Origin of the sequence: Serratia sp. Res13-Sevr-LER1-36-b (assembly GCF_015673035.1) — a bacterium.
GTDB classification, from domain to species: domain Bacteria; phylum Pseudomonadota; class Gammaproteobacteria; order Enterobacterales; family Enterobacteriaceae; genus Chania; species Chania fonticola_C.
On the sequence record NZ_JADACK010000005.1, the window covers coordinates 837,867 to 854,468 of the forward strand.

Annotated in this window: 15 protein-coding genes; 10 read left to right on the forward strand and 5 right to left on the reverse strand. The window is 51.9% G+C overall.

Features of this window, described 5'->3' with window-relative positions:
- The first annotated feature begins 10 nt into the window (after window positions 1-10).
- The 5 genes from IMQ33_RS04975 to IMQ33_RS04995 all read left to right on the forward strand — a co-directional run bounded on the left by IMQ33_RS04975 (window position 11) and on the right by IMQ33_RS04995 (window position 5,719).
- Window positions 11-1,066 (forward strand): sugar phosphate isomerase/epimerase, encoded by a 1,056-nt coding sequence (locus IMQ33_RS04975; RefSeq protein WP_186528933.1) that lies wholly within the window; start codon window positions 11-13, stop codon window positions 1,064-1,066.
- Window positions 1,067-1,081: 15 nt separating this feature from the next.
- Entirely contained in the window at window positions 1,082-1,981 is a 900-nt protein-coding gene (locus tag IMQ33_RS04980) for an alpha/beta fold hydrolase (RefSeq protein WP_065686184.1), read from the forward strand.
- Window positions 1,968-2,885: an alpha/beta hydrolase gene (locus IMQ33_RS04985; RefSeq protein ID WP_065686185.1), complete on the forward strand. Its 918-nt coding sequence runs from the start codon at window positions 1,968-1,970 to the stop codon at window positions 2,883-2,885. Before IMQ33_RS04980 ends, IMQ33_RS04985 begins: the two co-directional genes overlap by 14 nt.
- A 108-nt stretch (window positions 2,886-2,993) precedes the next feature.
- Window positions 2,994-4,862 carry a potassium transporter Kup gene (locus IMQ33_RS04990; protein ID WP_196062561.1) on the forward strand — a complete coding sequence of 623 codons (1,869 nt, stop codon included), beginning with the start codon at window positions 2,994-2,996 and terminating at the stop codon, window positions 4,860-4,862.
- 32 nt (window positions 4,863-4,894) lie between these two features.
- A complete protein-coding gene (locus tag IMQ33_RS04995; RefSeq protein ID WP_196062562.1) occupies window positions 4,895-5,719 on the forward strand; it encodes an AraC family transcriptional regulator in 825 nt (274 codons plus the stop codon).
- A 65-nt stretch (window positions 5,720-5,784) separates the two neighbouring features.
- On the opposite strand, the gene IMQ33_RS05000 is transcribed toward IMQ33_RS04995, so the two are convergent.
- Entirely contained in the window at window positions 5,785-6,699 is a 915-nt protein-coding gene (locus IMQ33_RS05000) for a LysR substrate-binding domain-containing protein (protein ID WP_310795456.1), read from the reverse strand.
- Window positions 6,700-6,865: 166 nt separating this feature from the next.
- On the opposite strand from IMQ33_RS05000, the gene IMQ33_RS05005 reads away from it, so the two are divergent.
- Window positions 6,866-7,948, forward strand: a complete 1,083-nt coding sequence (locus tag IMQ33_RS05005) for a Gfo/Idh/MocA family protein (RefSeq protein ID WP_196062563.1) — start codon at window positions 6,866-6,868, stop codon at window positions 7,946-7,948.
- A 195-nt stretch (window positions 7,949-8,143) separates the two neighbouring features.
- Entirely contained in the window at window positions 8,144-9,109 is a 966-nt protein-coding gene (locus IMQ33_RS05010; protein WP_065686190.1) for a DMT family transporter, read from the forward strand.
- Between the two features lie 103 nt (window positions 9,110-9,212).
- On the opposite strand, the gene IMQ33_RS05015 is transcribed toward IMQ33_RS05010, so the two are convergent.
- From IMQ33_RS05015 to IMQ33_RS05025, 3 genes are all read right to left on the reverse strand, one after another.
- Complete coding sequence (locus IMQ33_RS05015; protein WP_065686191.1) at window positions 9,213-10,082, reverse strand: arginase family protein; 870 nt, start codon at window positions 10,080-10,082, stop codon at window positions 9,213-9,215.
- Between the two features lie 159 nt (window positions 10,083-10,241).
- Window positions 10,242-12,347: an elongation factor G gene (gene fusA / locus IMQ33_RS05020; protein WP_196062564.1), complete on the reverse strand. Its 2,106-nt coding sequence runs from the start codon at window positions 12,345-12,347 to the stop codon at window positions 10,242-10,244.
- Window positions 12,348-12,579: 232 nt separating this feature from the next.
- A complete protein-coding gene (locus IMQ33_RS05025; RefSeq protein ID WP_083196447.1) occupies window positions 12,580-12,879 on the reverse strand; it encodes a tyrosine-type recombinase/integrase in 300 nt (99 codons plus the stop codon).
- On the opposite strand from IMQ33_RS05025, the gene IMQ33_RS05030 reads away from it, so the two are divergent.
- From IMQ33_RS05030 to IMQ33_RS05040, 3 genes are all read left to right on the forward strand, one after another.
- Entirely contained in the window at window positions 12,773-13,135 is a 363-nt protein-coding gene (locus IMQ33_RS05030; protein ID WP_196062579.1) for a hypothetical protein, read from the forward strand. The genes IMQ33_RS05025 and IMQ33_RS05030 overlap by 107 nt on opposite strands.
- 73 nt (window positions 13,136-13,208) lie before the next feature.
- Window positions 13,209-14,045 (forward strand): hypothetical protein, encoded by an 837-nt coding sequence (locus IMQ33_RS05035; protein ID WP_139102440.1) that lies wholly within the window; start codon window positions 13,209-13,211, stop codon window positions 14,043-14,045.
- Between the two features lie 483 nt (window positions 14,046-14,528).
- Entirely contained in the window at window positions 14,529-16,277 is a 1,749-nt protein-coding gene (locus IMQ33_RS05040; RefSeq protein WP_173409329.1) for a hypothetical protein, read from the forward strand.
- Window positions 16,278-16,320: 43 nt separating this feature from the next.
- Here the strand turns inward: IMQ33_RS05040 and IMQ33_RS26355 are convergent, their stop codons facing one another.
- Window positions 16,321-16,536, reverse strand: a complete 216-nt coding sequence (locus IMQ33_RS26355; RefSeq protein ID WP_370572742.1) for an SOS response-associated peptidase family protein — start codon at window positions 16,534-16,536, stop codon at window positions 16,321-16,323.
- Window positions 16,537-16,602 lie beyond the last annotated feature (66 nt).

The following is a 16,602-nucleotide window of genomic DNA, read 5'->3' on the forward strand; positions in this document are numbered from 1 at the left end:
AGGAAAGACGATGAAAACGATCAAAGGCCCCAGCCTGCACCTTGCCCAATTTAGTGATGCAGTTCCTCCGTTCAACAGCCTGCCAACGATTGCCGCCTGGGCAAAAGAGACCGGCTTTAAAGCTTTGCAGATCCCCGCGTGGGATAGCCGTTTGTTTGATGTGAAAACGGCGGCGGAAAGTCAAAGTTATTGCGATGACATCACTGGCATGCTGGCGCAGCACGGCCTGGTGGTCAGCGAATTGACCACGCATATTTTCGGGCAACTGATGGCGGTGCATCCAGCCTACGATGCGCTATGCGATAGCTTTGTACCGGAGGGGCTGCGTGGCGATCCGCAAGGGCGAACGCTTTGGGCCAAAGAAAACCTGCTGCTGGCGGCAAAAGCTTCTGCACGCTTAGGCCTGACTGAAATGGGCACCTTCTCCGGTTCGTTGGCTTGGCCTTATCTGTTTCCATTTCCGCAACGGCCAGCAGGGCTGATTGAAACGGCCTTCGATGAGCTGGCCAAACGGTGGTTACCCGTGCTCGACGCCTGTGATGAGCAGGGCATCAACCTGTGCTATGAGATCCACCCCAGCGAAGATCTGCATGATGGCATTACCTTTGAAATGTTCCATCAGCGCGTTGCGGCTCATCCACGCTGCCAAATGCTGTTCGATCCCAGCCATTTCGTGTTGCAACAGCTCAACTATCTGGAATTTATTGATATCTATAAAGATCATATCCGTATGTTTCACGTTAAGGACGCGGAGTTCAATCCAAGTGGTCGGCAGGGGATTTATGGCGGCTATCAGTCCTGGGCGGATCGGGCGGGGCGGTTCCGTTCATTAGGGGATGGGCAGGTAGACTTTAAAGGCATCTTCTCCAAGCTGACGCAGTACGATTATGCCGGTTGGGCCACGCTCGAATGGGAATGCTGCCTGAAGCATCCGCAAACCGGGGCGGAAGAAGGAGCTGCGTTTATCCGCAACCATATTATTCCGATCACGGATAAAGTGTTCGATGACTTTGCCGGTGCGCCGGTCAACCAACAACAAATCAACGCCTTGCTGGGCATTCGCTAACCTCCGGAGCACCTTATGACTATGCTGACTCACGGGCCATTATCCAATGGGCTCGAGGCCGAACACGTCTATATTAAAATCAACGGCCACCGTATTCACTGCGCCATCGCCGGAAGTGGGCAACCGGTGCTGCTGATCCCTGGCTGGCCACAAACCTGGTACACCTGGCGTTACGTCATGCAGGCGTTAGCTAATGCGGGCTTTCAGGCTATTGCTGTAGATCCTCCTGGTATTGGAGACTCGGACAAACCCCTCGGCGGTTATGACACCGGCAGCGTTGCCGAAAAACTCCATCAGGTCATGGCGCAACTGGGGCATCAGCGCTATGCGGTGATCGGCCATGATATTGGCATGTGGTTGGGTTATGCGTTGGCAAGCGATTACCCTCATGCGGTTAGCAGACTGGTGCTGACCGAAGCGGTGATCCCCGGCTTGGCAGAGGCACCGCCGATCTTTGTTCCCGCCGAGGACAACATCTTCCTGTGGCATTTTATGTTTAACCAGCTAACCGACCTGCCCGAAGCCTTGACCACCGGCCGAGAGGCTGAGTATCTGGGGTACATTTTCAACCGCTGGTCTTACCGCCGCGATCGAGTTGCCGCAGAAACCTATATCGCGGCTTACTCGGTGCCTGGTAGCTTGCGGGCCGGTTTTGATTATTATCGGGCCATACCGGAGACCATTCGACAAAACCAACAACGGGCTAAAATGCCCCTAACGATGTCAGTAATGACGATTGGCGCAGAGCATGCTACCCGCGATGCGCCATTCCTTACCTTGCAGGGCAAGGCTCATCAACTCCAAGGGGAAGTGGTGCCTGGCTGTGGGCATTTCATTACCGAGGAGTGCCACGAGGAATTTATCGCCCTGATCCTGCCTTTTTTACAGGAGGGTAAAGCCCATGCCGTTGGATAAGCAGATCGCGCTATTTTTGCAGCAACAGGACGATGCGCCCGCACCATCTTCATTGGAGGAGCTACGTGCGCAGACGGCAGTTGGGTTACAGCGCTTGCAGGGTGCACTCCAGCCCGTCCAGAAAATAATTGAGTTCCATATCCTGGTTGGCGGTGGGCAAACTATTACCGTGCGCGGTTATATTCCCCTTAATGCACTGGAGAAAATACCGCTTCCGGCGATGGTGTTCGCTCACGGCGGCGGATGGTGTCTGGGCTCGCTTGACGTTTACGATGGGCCTTGCCGCGCGTTGGCCAATGCCACTGGGCGAGTGATCCTGTCTGTCGACTATCGCCTGGCACCGGAATACCCTTTCCCGACGCCGTTGCATGACGTTTATCAGGTGCTATGTTGGGCCTCGGAACAAGCAGCGCAAATCGGCATTGACCCTCTGCGAATTGCGCTTGGCGGGGATAGTGCGGGGGGGAACCTGGCGGCTGCGGCCGCTCTGATTGCAAGAGATCGGTCAGGGCCTGCAGTAGAACATCAATACCTGCTTTACCCTGCATTGGATAGCGAGATGGCGATGCCCAGCTTTGCCGCTTATGGCGAAGGTTACTACCTGACACAAGAGATCATGGGGTGGTGCTGGGCAAACTACCTTGGGCAGGATACCGACTCTCGGGAGCCTTACGCTTCTCCTTGGTATGCGTCAACGTTGGCAGGTTTACCACCAGCGACGATCCTGGTATGCGAATACGATCCGCTGCGGGATGAAGGTGAACGCTATGCGCAGCGACTGCAAGAAGCAGGCGTTAACGTGAATTGCCAGCGTTTGCCTGGGATGGTGCATGCTTGTATACATATGACCGGTTTGACTCCGGCTGCCCAGGTTTTATTTACTGCGCTGGAGGCATTGCCTTAATTTGTTGCCCGCCAAGGAAGGCAGGGCAATAGACCTGTTTGTGTTGTTTTGCACTATCCTTGTTACGTAAGACTCACCTTGTCCGATCAAACAGTTAAGGAAGATGCAATGTCCGCCGAAGGTAGTAACAAGAGCAGCCTGACGCTGATGGCAGGCGGTGCTCTGGGTGTGGTATTTGGCGATATTGGTACCAGCCCGCTGTATACCCTGAAAACCGTGCTGTTCCTGTCTGGGGATGCACCAACACCAGCGGTGATCCTCGGGTTGCTGTCGCTGATTTTCTGGACCTTGGTGATCGTCACCTCGGTAAAATACGCCACCTTCGCCATGCGTATCGATAACAACGGCGAAGGCGGCATCCTGGCGCTGATGTCGTTGCTGGTCAGTAAGAAGAGCACTCGACCGGTGGTGGTATTTGCCGGGCTGTTTGGTGCAGCACTCATCTACGGCGATGGGGCCATTACCCCGGCGATTTCGGTGCTTTCAGCGTTGGAAGGGTTGAACATCGTCTTACCACAGTCCAAGCCTTATATTCTGCCCGCAACCGTGGCGATCCTGGTGAGTCTGTTTGCCATTCAGGCGCTGGGCACGGCCCGCATCGGTAAAGTGTTCGGGCCGATTATGGCGCTGTGGTTTGCGGTGATTGCTGCGCTGGGCATTTGGGGCATTATCCAACACCCAGCGGTGCTGATGGCGATCAATCCGATGTATGGCGTCGAGTTTCTGTTCTCCAACGGGATGGTCAGCTTTCTGGTGCTCGGCGGGGTCTTCCTCTGCGTGACCGGTGCGGAAGCGCTGTATGCCGATATGGGGCACTTTGGTAAAAAGCCTATCTGGCTGGCCTGGTTTGCTATCGTCTTCCCCAGCCTGCTACTGAACTATGCGGGGCAGGCGGCCTTGATCTTGTCCGGTGCAGATGTGACACAAAACATCTTCTTCCGCCTGTGCCCACCCGTACTGCAGATCCCGCTGGTTATTTTGGCCACGCTAGCCACCATTATCGCCAGCCAGGCCATTATCAGCGGTGCGTTTTCCATGACGCGTCAGGCCATCCAACTGGGGTGGTTACCACGTTTACGGGTTAAACAAACCACCGAAGAGAGCTACGGGCAGATCTACATTGGCGCGATCAACTGGTTATTGATGGCGGTAACGGTGTTCCTGGCGGTGTTTTTCAAATCCTCCGATAATCTGGCGGCGGCTTACGGGATCGCCGTTTCCCTGACCATGATCATGACTACGGGGTTGTTGTTTGTCGCCATGCGCGAAGTCTGGCAATGGAGCCTGGCGACCAGCCTGATAGTGGCAGGTGGCTTCTTCGTCGTCGATCTCAGTTTCCTGGTTGCCAACATGAGTAAGGTGTTGGAGGGCGGCTATATGCCGCTGTTACTGGCCGCAGCGGTGTATGCCGTGATGCTGATTTGGCACCGTGGCGTGGTGTCTGCTTCGCAAACCCTGGACGAGAAAGTGGTGCCGGTGACCACCTTTATGACGGAGATTGAGCAAAAGGCTATCCCACGGGTACCGGGCACGGCGATCTTCCTGACGCGCTCCCAGGGAGGCACGCCGCCGGTAATGAAATGGCACGTCAAACGCAATGGTTCGCTGCATACCGACTTGCTGGCATTGAGTATCGAAGTGCAAAACGTACCGCGAGTGGCCGACGAAGAACGGTTAACCATGACCGAACTGGCACCCGACTTCTGGCGTGGCGTCGCTCATTATGGTTTTATGGAGCGGCCAAACATTCCTCAGTTGTTACGTCATCTGGAAGCGCAGCAGTGCGGCTTTAATCTCAACGACGTAACCTACTATCTGGGGCATGAAACCATTGTCAAACGTGAAGGCCGTGGCGCGATGCCAGCGTGGCAGCGTGGTCTCTTTGCACTGATGGTGCGTAATGGCATGCATGTGACCGATTATTATTACCTACCCAGCGATCAGGTGGTCGAAATCAGCCGTCGCGTACCGGTTTAAATCCGCCCTAAAAGATAACAGGAGCCAGGGAAGTGCAAGGTGTGCCAGAACAGTTTCCGTTTGAGAAAGATCGCGCCCAGTTCCGGCATTTGCCGCAGTTGCCGGGCGTGGAGCTTTATCAGGCCCATATCGATCGCTATGCATTTGAACCACACTCCCATGATGCGTTTGGCATCGGCACTGTGGAAGCCGGTGCGGAGCGTTTTCGCTACCGTGGGGCACAACATTTAGCCGCTCCGGGTGCCTTGGTGCTGATGAATCCGGACGAGCTGCATACCGGTGAAGCGGAAACGGCAGGCGGTTGGAACTATCGGATGATCTATCTGGAGCCTGCGGCGCTGGAGCGGATTTCCGGTGAGAAGGGCTGCTGGTTCCACGACGTGATCCACCATGATGCGGCGGCCGCCAAGCGGCTTTCGCAAACGCTGGCGGCGTTATGGCAAACCCGGGACACGCTGGCGCTCGATAGCCTGCTGCTGTCCGTCGTTGATGTTTTCCGTCCTCACGTGCGTATTGCTCAGCCGCAGCAGAATGAAGCCGCTCATCATATGGTGATAGTGAAGGAGTATCTGCGGGATAACTTCGCTTCACCGATCACATTGAGCGATCTGGCAGCGTTGGTCTCGCTCAGCCCGTATCATTTCCAACGTAAATTCAAAGCGCAATTCCATGTCACCCCACATCAGATGCTGATGGCGATCCGGCTCGAGAAGGCCAAGCAGATGCTCGGGCGGGGAATGCCTGCGGCCCAGGTGGCCGTAGCTGTGGGGTTAACCGATCAGGCACATCTCACCAAAGCCCTGGTCAATCGTTACGGTGTCACGCCTGCGCGCTACCAAAAGCAGGTGATGCGTTAAGGGCACACTTGGCAAACGGAATACCAGTACGCTGCCAACGGTATTTTTACACTATGTTCTGCGGCTTATCGCTTGGAGGGGACCATGAAGTTGTCAAAAATATCCGCCATGTAATCCACAAAAACGCGTACCTTTGGCGTCATCTGGCGGGTACTGGGCCAGAGCATGTGAAAAGTGGTCGTTACGGGAGCCATAAAGCTGTCCAGCACCGTCTTCAGTTCCCCGGTGGCAAGTTCATCTTTTACCGAATAATCCGGCAAGCAGGCGACACCACGCCCCTCTTTTACCATAAACAACAGAACGTCGAGGCTGCTGCAGACAAGTGTCAAGGGAGCGACCTTTCCGCTACTTCTTGCCCCTACATGCTGAAACGGCCACTGTGCAACTTTCCCTGAACTGGGGAAGCGATAGTGAAAGCAGGCATGCCCGGACAGTTCATCCGGACTGGATGGCGCTCCATTTCGCTCGAAGTACTCAGCAGAACCCACAATGCAGAGTCTGAATGACCCCAGACGACGTGATATCAACCTGGAATCGCTCAGTTCTCCCCCTCGTATCACAACGTCCATCCCGTCCTCAATGACATCAGATAATCTGTCGGAAAAATCGAGATCAAGCTCAATCTGCGGATGACGCTCCATAAATTGCGCAATCATCGGCAGCATCAACCCTCCGGCTAGCGGCAGTCCAACACGGAGCCTTCCGCGAGGTTGACCGGTCATGGCTGAAATCTCATCTTCTGCGGCCTGAATTTCGCTGAAAATTCGGTGACACCGTTCCAGGAAAACCTCGCCCTCAGATGTCAGACGCACCGAGCGTGTACTTCTCTGGAAAAGGCGTACGCCCAGGCGCTCTTCCAGCCTCGATATGCTCTTGCTGACCGCGGATGATGAAATACCTTTTACCCGCCCGGTGGCGACGAAGCTTCTCGTCTGTGCCACGTGCATGAACACCTCCAGCCCGGTCATTTTTTCCATCATTTGTTTCTGCCCGATCATTGCTGACAAATATGTCACTTGTGTTATGCCAGTCAGCCCCATCAATGGCAAGCGGATATCCGCTTATTATTACCGTCATAACACGACCCAACGGACGGCTTACTAAGACCGTCCCAGAGTTCTGATAAACAGACACAGGAGAAACATCATGAGCAGCAAAATTCGCGTAGGTATTATTGGTACCGGCGGTTGGGCAAGGTATGGCCATATTCCGGCCCTTCAGTCGCTGGAAGATTTTGAGATTACGGCGCTGGCCGGGCGTAATAAAGAAAAGGTTGAGAAATATGCCGCTCAGTTCGGCATCGGCCAGGCCTATGGTAGCCCGGAAGAACTGCTGGCTAATCCTGATGTAGATCTGGTTGTGGTGTTGGCACCGACGCCTGAACATGGCCGCCTGGCGAAAGCGGTCATTGAGGCTGGAAAGGATGTCTACAGCGAATGGCCTCTTTCCACCACCACAGCAGAATCAGAAGAGATTCTGGCGCTGGCACGTGAAAAGGGGGTTAAACATATTGTCGGCCTTCAGCGGCGCTTTTCTCCCAGCTCGCGTTTCTGGCACGACCTGATAAAACAAAACTGCGTCGGTAAAATCCGTGCGGTACGCATGTCCGTGGGTGTCGATGCTTTTGGTGAGGTTATGCCGGAGTTTGCAAAATGGGCGCTGGATGCGGCTAACTTCACCGAAATACTGTCGATATACGGCGGCCATTTCCACGATATGTTGTTCCACGGTGTGGGTTTCCCGCAAAAACTGACGGCAATTACTGAAAACCAGTTTCCTGTCACCACGATTGCGGAAACCGGTGAGAAAGTGCCTTATACCAGCCCGAATGAAGTGATGGTTATCGGGACACTTACCAACGGTGGGCTGTTCTCGGTGCAGCTTGAGGGGGGCCAGAAACATCGTACCGGCCTGCAGATTGATATCACCGGCACTGAAGGCGTGCTGCGTATTACTAATGCGCGTGGTTTTGAGAATAAAGATGATAACGCGATAGCGATAATGCGCAATGGCGTTGAGACATTTGAACCTCTGGCTGTCCCCGCAGAATATGCGTTTTTACCCGTTTCTCATCTTGATGCCAGTTCACAGGATGTGGCCTATCTCTACGCGGCCTATGCCCGGGACAAAGCGAGGGGCTCCAGTGAAGCAACTACGTTTGAAGATGCGTTGCGCCAGCATCGTTTAATCGATCAGATCACTGAATCTTCTGAGCGTTTCTTCAGCTGAGATTTTGTTCCAATCGCCTGCTCAGAATGGAGACATTATGGGCGGGCAAGCGTGGCCAGGGGGTGAGCATGTTCGACCCTATGCATAGTTAGCAGCGTGCCATCATTCTAAAAACAGCAACCTGGTACAATATTCTGCCCCCGCGTCCCTCTATCCTTAAGCCACTTGAGAATGGCTGTTGATGATGGAGTCACTATGTTTGTCGGTGTGTTGTTTGCCCTGATTGCCGGGTTGATGTGGGGGCTGATATTTATTGGCCCGGTATTGGTGCCGGACTATCCAGCCGCGTTGCAATCCACCGGGCGCTATCTGGCTTTTGGGCTTGTCGTGCTGCCGCTGGCCTGGCTGGATCGCCGCCGCCTGCGTCAACTGCTGGCTAAAGATTGGCTAGAGGCGTTAAAACTGACCGCGATTGGCAATCTGCTGTATTACCTGTGCCTGGCCAGTGCGATCCAACGTACCGGAGCGCCGGTATCGACCATGATTATCGGCACGCTACCGGTGGTGATATCGGTCGCTGCCAATCTGTTTTACGGCCATCACGACGGCCGTCTCTCCTGGCGAAAATTGACTCCGGCCTTGCTGGTGATTGCGCTGGGGCTGGTGCTGGTCAACGTTGCGGAACTGCAAGGCAATAGCGAGCCTATTGATGTCTGGCGTTATACCAGCGGCTTGGGGTTGGCACTATTAGCGGTGGCGTGTTGGACCTGGTTCCCTCTGCGTAACGCGCGTTGGCTACGCGATAACCCGGATAAACGGCCCACAACCTGGGCCACGGCGCAGGGGATTGTGACCTTACCTTTGGCGTTGGTGGGTTATGTGCTGGTTTGCGGACAATTGGCGCTGACACAGCCGCAGTTCGCGCTGCCGTTTGGCCCAAGGCCGCAGGTGTTTATCCCGTTGATGATTGCTATTGGCGTCTTGTGTTCCTGGCTAGGTACGTTGTGTTGGAACGAGGCGAGCCAGCGTTTACCGACGGTGCTGCTTGGGCCGCTGATCGTATTCGAGATCCTGGCTGGATTGGCCTATACCTTTATGCTGCGTCATAGCTGGCCGCCGTTGATGACGCTATGTGGCATTGCCTGTTTGATGATCGGGGTGATTTACGCTATGCGCATCAAGCTGGAACCGGTAGTCGTTGCGTTAGAGGAACGGGGATAAAACATTTTTTATTTGATGGGGATGACTGCGGCAGAGATTGAGCAAACTCTGCGCAGTGCGCCCGTTGCCGCCATAGTGGACCCCTGGCGGCCCATCTCACGGCTTATTTACCGATCAGCGGCAATTTCCTGAACAACTCTTTGAGTTTGATGGCATCCCACGGGAAAAACTCCGTGATCCCCAGCCCGACGATGTCGGTAAGTTGCTCTGCGTCGGCGATCCATTTGGCGACGTTCGTCAGCGTCATTTTTCCACGAGCGATCCCTTCGAAGGCATTTTCATCCGCATCTGGGTTCTGGAACAGCAGAGATTTAAATGACCTCTCATCCAGCGCGTCCAGATCAAAATGAATGGCCAGATGCGTTATGTTCTCACGTTGGATCCACGCTTTCAGGCTGTCGGTACTTTTGGCCGCTTGTTCAGGCGAGCAAGTGGCAATCGAATGTTTGGCCAAAAACTCGGTTTCATAAGGGGTTGTGCCGTGAATACCGGTGATCATGATTTTTGATGCTGGAACGGGTGTACTGACTTTTGACGTCAAATCCGCATCCCCGTTTCCCATCAGTGCACCAAGCACGTGGGCATGGGAGTGTTGGAATTGTGCCGGAGTCATAACATCAGGGTGAGTATCGATCCAGAGTATGCCAAACCCTTCCTGATATTTGTCACTCAGCCAGGCAAAGGGAACCAGATCGACAAGACAGTCGCCGCCCAATACGGCAATGGTGTCTGGGGACTGTTCTGCAATGAGCTGTTCGGCACTAGCAAGCTGCTGTTTGATTTGAGAGCGCCCGGTTATGCCATCTTCTATCGCCAGCGGCTCGCCTGGCGGCGTCACAGGAATATGGATAACAGGAGAGTCGGTGTGCGGTGCCAGCCATGCCAGCAGTTCGGCACCAAACTGGTAGGCGGGGTTGTTACCCCCTTGCCACATAGGGAAAACCACGCGGATATGCTTATTTTCAGATTCCATCACTTCTCCTACTCGATTGATGCTAAAAGCAACGCAGCTGAGAGGCGCGCCGCCTTTGGCATTGTAGAGAAGTGGTGGGTGGGTTGCCAGACTTCATCCCAGATGAGGGGCGGCCCCAGCTAGAAAAGCGGCTACGGGTTTCCCCGTAGCCGTTATCGATTAACGTTTACTGTGGTGGATAATCTCTTCGGCCACATTGCGCGGAGCCTCTGCGTAGTGGCTGAACTCCATGGTGTAGGTGGCACGGCCTTGCGACATGGAGCGCAGGGTGGTGGAATAGCCGAACATCTCAGACAGCGGAACCTTGGCATGGATCTCTTTGCCTCCGCCACCGGGGATATCCTCCATCCCTTGCACCATACCGCGTCGTGACGACAAATCGCCCATCACGTTTCCGGCATAATCCTCAGGCGTTTCCACCTCTACCGCCATGATCGGCTCCAGGATCACCGGACTGGCCAGGCGACAGGCCTCTTTAAACCCAAAGATAGCCGCCATACGGAAAGCCTGCTCCGAGGAGTCTACGTCGTGGTAGGAACCGAAGGTCAGATGCACTTTGACATCGACCATCTGATAACCCGCCAGCACGCCATTATTCAGCGCCTCCAGAATGCCTTTTTTCACTGCGGGAATATATTCACCGGGGATCACGCCGCCTTTGATCTCATCAAAGAACTCAAAACCCTTACCGGGTTCATTGGGTTCCACCGTTAACACCACGTGGCCATATTGGCCTTTCCCACCGGACTGACGTACAAATTTGCCTTCTACGTCGGTCACTTTCTGGCGAATGGTTTCTCGGTAAGAGACCTGCGGTTTGCCGGTGTTGGTTTCAACGCCAAACTCGCGCCGCATCCGGTCGACTATGATCTCAAGGTGCAATTCACCCATGCCGTAGATGATGGTCTGGCCAGAGTCTTCATCGGTGCGTACGCGCAGCGAAGGATCTTCCGAAGTCAGGCGTTGCAGCGCAACCCCCATTTTCTCCTGGTCGGCCTTGGTTTTTGGCTCGATGGCCTGTGCGATAACCGGCTCCGGAAACACCATGCGTTCCAGCGTGATAATGGCATTGGGATCGCATAGCGTATCGCCGGTGGTCACATCCTTCAGGCCCACACAGGCGGCAATATCCCCGGCGTGCAACTCATCGACTTCTTTACGATCGTTGGCGTGCATCTGCACGATACGGCCAATACGCTCTTTTTTGCCTTTTACCGGGTTATAGACGCTATCGCCTTTGGCCACGATGCCGGAATAGACGCGCACGAAGGTCAACTGACCAACAAACGGGTCGGTCATCAGCTTGAATGCCAGCGCGGAGAATTTTTCATTATCATCGGCCTTACGGGTGATAATGTTATCGCGTTCATCATGGCCTTCCATCGGCGGTACATCCAGCGGAGAGGGCATAAGTTCGATCACCGCGTCCAGCATGCGCTGGATACCTTTGTTGCGGAATGCCGAACCGCACAGCATTGGCTGGATCTCACCGGCAACGGTGCGGGCGCGCAGCCCCTGAACGATCTCCTCATTGGTTAATTCGACCTGATTGAGGTATTTGTCCATCAGCGCTTCGTAGCCTTCCGCTGCAGCTTCAATCATCTTGTCGCGCCACTCTTGGGCCTGCTCGAGCATTTCAGCTGGGATCGCCTCGAAGCGGTAGGTCATACCCTGAGTTGCTTCATCCCAGAAGATGGCCTGCATGCGGATCAAATCCACTACGCCAGCAAAATGGTCTTCTGCACCGATGGGGATCACCACCGGCACCGGATTGGCTTTCAGGCGTTCTATCATCATGCTACGCACGCGGAAAAAGTCTGCGCCAGTACGGTCCATTTTGTTGACGAAGGCCAGACGCGGCACCTTGTACTTATTAGCCTGACGCCACACGGTTTCAGACTGCGGTTGCACGCCGCCGACCGAGTCATACACCATCACGGCACCGTCCAGCACGCGCATCGAACGTTCCACCTCAATGGTGAAATCGACGTGCCCGGGGGTATCGATGATATTGATCCGGTGCTGAGGATAATTATGCTCCATGCCGTTCCAGAAGCAGGTGGTAGCCGCGGAAGTAATGGTGATCCCGCGCTCCTGTTCCTGCGCCATCCAGTCCATGGTTGCGGCGCCGTCGTGGACTTCGCCCAGCTTGTGACTGACCCCGGTGTAAAACAGAATCCGCTCGGTCGTCGTGGTTTTGCCGGCATCAATGTGCGCCGAGATGCCGATATTGCGGTAGCGTTCGATGGGGGTAGTGCGTGCCATAATCAACCTTTCTTAGCCTTGTGGCGTACGGCTTTAACTGTTTACGTAAAATGATATCCCTCAATGGGTTATCAACCAGGCCTGGAACAAAAACGTCCTACGGCCTTAGAGTAATCGTAGTTGATAGTATTAAGTTTATTAACCTATGACTGTGATAGGTCGCATAAAACATTTAAAATCATAATGTTAAAAGTGACAGGTCACTATAAGTCACTATTAGGTCATAATTAACCTACACAAACACCCATTTATCGCTGCGTTCATCATGGTACTTGGCCGTCATTTCTGCGGATTTATGGCCAAGTAAATGCTGAGAGAATTCCTCGCCATTTTCTTTTTTGTGCAGTCTTGCGGACAAACTGCGCAGTTCATGAAATGAAGGCGGGGATGTTTTCCACTCAAGCCCAGAAGCGCGCCTGCTGTCTTTGAATGCTGTAGATAAATACGAACCAGCCGGTGTTGTGCATCGTGGCGAGTTCGTGGTGCCCAAAGTGGCCACGCAGCGTATTGGCGTTGATAATCTGTATGCCATGATGCCAGGCTATGCCACTGGGGGGTTAGTCGGAAACGCCGTTACCGACTCTGCGCCAATTTATGGATTACGTAGCTCTGATAATCCACAGTTAACCGTCAATGCGCCTGTGACCATTAATCAACAAGGAGGGGGGCAAACGCAGCCCGTAAAAATGACGCAGTTGCTAGAGCTTATCAGCAAGTTGTTGATGCATCGATTAGGAAGGGCATTGCAAGGGAGTTTAAACCAAGCGGGCAGATATGGACGGTGCTGAATCGGAGATAATTTTCAAGATCGTGATGCGCTGAGATGCTTGGTGGTTACAAGTAGTGATAGGATGCTACCACTTGTTATTTTTTTTGGGCATGGAAGTGAAAAAAATTACTTTTTTATCTCTGTTATCACTATCGCTTATCGGGTGTGCTTCGCACAATCCTTCGTATCAGCGCGAAAAACAGGCAGAACAACGTGTTGAGGAAAAAGAGAATTACAAAATATTAGAGATATCTTCACAAGGTGATTTCTCAGGAAAGCCAATAAACGGAGTTCAACTCAGAAAAGAGATTGCAAAACGCAGCAAAAATGGTGAGTTGTCAGGATATATTGTTCACTCTGTCACATATGCACCTTATAACAATACATGGAGTAAAAAAGGATGGTTTGCAGGAACAGAGAATTATAAAAAAGGAAGTTACAACCTTAGAGGGTATTTTGTAATGCAAGGCACCCGGGAAGGTGCCGTAAGGAATGTTATTGGTTGGCATGGATTCCCCGTTGGTGATAATGTTACCACTAGCCATGATAAATATGTGGGGTCCAATGCATTTGGGGTTACTGCTCGTGTAGAGCGCCTGCGTTATAAGGGGGCACTCTTAGTTTTCGGAAACAATAGAATCAATCCTGATAGCGAGCTTGGCGTTGATGCTGATATAGAGGTGATCGGTGATCTACCCACAACCTTAAGCATGCAAGAATGCAAAATAGAATATTTAGCGAGAGTAACAGGATTAAGCAATAGTTTCGTTATTGGGGGGAGGGACCGGTCCCCCACGCTGGACAGTCCAGATGATATCAAAGGGGATATTGTGGCGTTCAATGCTGAATTAATCGCAGCAAGACTTGTAAATGCTAAAACAGGCGAAGTCTATCCTGCTAAATTGAGATGGGTGTTTAGAGAAATCTGATATTGTTGAGAAATGTTTAAGGTTGTGTGTGGGCGACAAGTAGTTAAAATGATCTACCCCATAGCCAAGCGGCGCGTCTAACGAGAAACAACATTAACCAACAACCCACTTCGGTGGGTTTTTTTATGCCTGGAGAAAACATGCAGTAGAAAACCGAGCGACATTCCAGAGGGGCGCTTTATAGACTTGCGAGTTGAAATGCCCGCACGCGACGAATCAGAGCTGGAGTTTGAACCGGAACCAGCGCCAGCAGACGAGCTACCAGTGAGTTCTACGGAACCGGAGAGCGGCGATGGCTATAGCCCGATGAAGGAACGGAGTGCACGGAGGATGTGAAGAAGTAGTTCAGGACCGGGAGAAATCCCGGCCTTATTATTTTAATGATCTGTTGTGTGGTGGCCAGGACAAAAGGTATGTATATGTTATCTGACCCACAATAACTACTATAACCTCACTATTTAGTAATGAGATACTGAGGATTATATGAATATTATTAAAGGTGCGTTACAAACTGTAGACGTGGAAACCGCAATTATCCGTGGTGGATATATACCTGTAAACTCGTTCGAAAAAGGTTTTACCCTAGCTTCGCCCGAACAGGCACTACAGTTGGAGAAAACAAATGAGTATTTTGTTTGGAGTGGTTCTTTCCCAAAAACTGTTCCAAAAGAGTCAACGCCGGATACTATAGGCGGATTTGGGCCAAATGCTTGGATAGATGTAAGTAACTTAACGTTCAGAACTCAGGCAACCGCGCCCGATGGGTATACATTAATACCAAGTTTACAGCCTCGGCCTGCATGTGGTAGAACCATATATGCTGATAGAAATGCGGGGGTATTCCCTACTAATAGCAGTCAACAAAACGGTATGATTGTAAATTCATTGCTAATTGACTATGACGAAATTATTTTTGTTGAGCCAGTACCACTTGGCGAAGTTATTGTGTCTGCAAAGAAACGAATAAGGGCTTTGCATAGAGCAATGTTTGATATGGATGAAACCGTTTCGTTCGGACTAAAAGTGGAACGGGGATGTGTCGGAAGTATATTTGAGAACATCACTTTCCGGTTTAATGCCCCAGATCAAATTGCCTGGATTTATGACGGAAAAAGTGGTGATACAAGCAAGTCATATCCGCAGTATAACAATTCTTATAACTGTGATACTGAGGGTGCTCACGTTGATGGCTCCATTTCAATGCTTCTGTCATACACTTGGTCTAATAGGTTTTTCGGATGTAATTTTAATCGCACAATGACAGGTATTGTTTTTGGACGGGATACCGACCCTGATGGATACGTGAATTATAATGTACTGTTCGGGTGTGAGATTCGAAGCGATAAAACAAAACAAAACAGCGGTAGTCCGATAATTCATCGTTCGGGAGGGGGTAATGCATTAATTGGTTGCGCTATTGAAAATTGGTTAGGTGCTCCTATCATATCGGGAGGGAACTTTCTCATCTCTGGTGGTTACCTTGAGGCCATGGACACTGCAACCAAGGTGGGTGGTGGTCGGCTTATTATCACTGATTGCCATGACAATGGGCCTGCAATTGTCATGGATGCAGATGGGTCTTCTCTTGTTTATGAAAATAATCTATTCACGGGTAGCGCGTATACATCTGGTTATCCAAAAATACAGCGCAGAGGAGATATAGACGCCTCTATCACGATATCAGGGGTTGAGTCAGGACGCGCTGGCTCTGTCCTCATACGCCCAGGGCAATACCGTGGAGACACTGCCATTTGGTATAATACTAGCCCTCGGAAGTCTCGGGAATCTATAGATCATGGTTTTTCTTCAATCTCTGCACGAATCGGCGATGACCAGCTTAACGTAACAGGAACGGATAATTTTTACACAGTTAGGTTTAACAACTCGACAATTGATGCAGATAGCGGCAATGAGTTCAACGCTACTGTGGGTATTTTTACCGCTGGAATTGGTGGTGTGAGGACCATCAGTGGTGGAGTCTACTTAGGTGGGGTTACATCTGGCCAGCCATGTGAACTTTTTGTGGTCACAACTGATAGAAAATATTTGTTAGCAACCAGACGAGGTGATGGTATTTCTAACATCTTTTTGTCGGGCACAGTATCAATTCCAGTATTCAACGGTCAGACCGTCAGGTTGCAAGTAATTGCGCATGGAAGTGCTACAAAAACTGTATCAGTTCTTCGCGGTAATGCTGTTGATGGTTACTCGTATCTATCAATTGTAAAATAAATTCTTTTTCAAAACTAAATCAATTAGTTATATTACATTCTAACTAAATCTCAAGCCACCAGTCAGGGCCGTAACCCCAATTGACTGGGGCCATATAGATTTTGCCGTCCCGCTGATTGAGAAGAATAACGCGGGTTCCTGGAGCAACGTTATACCGATCGATCGGAACGTTATCTTGACCGCTGGCCACTTCCAGTTCTGAGGCCAAAACGTCCAAGTAATCGACTCGAGTTTGTACCAGGGCAAATCGTCCGAACATTTGTGAAAGCCTTTAACTAAATTTTGAGTATAGAAGAAGGGTAGCTGTCGAGGGGGTTAGTAGAAA

What these genes read in the sequence shown, in the direction of transcription:
- IMQ33_RS26355 (WP_370572742.1), bottom strand. Translation starts at nt 16,536, where the DNA reads ATGTTCGGACGATTTGCCCTGGTACAAACTCGAGTCGATTACTTGGAC.
- IMQ33_RS04975 (WP_186528933.1), top strand. Translation starts at nt 11, where the DNA reads ATGAAAACGATCAAAGGCCCCAGCCTGCACCTTGCCCAATTTAGTGAT.
- IMQ33_RS05015 (WP_065686191.1), bottom strand. Translation starts at nt 10,082, where the DNA reads ATGGAATCTGAAAATAAGCATATCCGCGTGGTTTTCCCTATGTGGCAA.
- fusA (WP_196062564.1), bottom strand. Translation starts at nt 12,347, where the DNA reads ATGGCACGCACTACCCCCATCGAACGCTACCGCAATATCGGCATCTCG.
- IMQ33_RS04985 (WP_065686185.1), top strand. Translation starts at nt 1,968, where the DNA reads ATGCCGTTGGATAAGCAGATCGCGCTATTTTTGCAGCAACAGGACGAT.
- IMQ33_RS04990 (WP_196062561.1), top strand. Translation starts at nt 2,994, where the DNA reads ATGTCCGCCGAAGGTAGTAACAAGAGCAGCCTGACGCTGATGGCAGGC.
- IMQ33_RS05005 (WP_196062563.1), top strand. Translation starts at nt 6,866, where the DNA reads ATGAGCAGCAAAATTCGCGTAGGTATTATTGGTACCGGCGGTTGGGCA.
- IMQ33_RS05010 (WP_065686190.1), top strand. Translation starts at nt 8,144, where the DNA reads ATGTTTGTCGGTGTGTTGTTTGCCCTGATTGCCGGGTTGATGTGGGGG.
- IMQ33_RS05040 (WP_173409329.1), top strand. Translation starts at nt 14,529, where the DNA reads ATGAATATTATTAAAGGTGCGTTACAAACTGTAGACGTGGAAACCGCA.
- IMQ33_RS05025 (WP_083196447.1), bottom strand. Translation starts at nt 12,879, where the DNA reads ATGGCATACAGATTATCAACGCCAATACGCTGCGTGGCCACTTTGGGC.
- IMQ33_RS05000 (WP_310795456.1), bottom strand. Translation starts at nt 6,699, where the DNA reads ATGATGGAAAAAATGACCGGGCTGGAGGTGTTCATGCACGTGGCACAG.
- IMQ33_RS04980 (WP_065686184.1), top strand. Translation starts at nt 1,082, where the DNA reads ATGACTATGCTGACTCACGGGCCATTATCCAATGGGCTCGAGGCCGAA.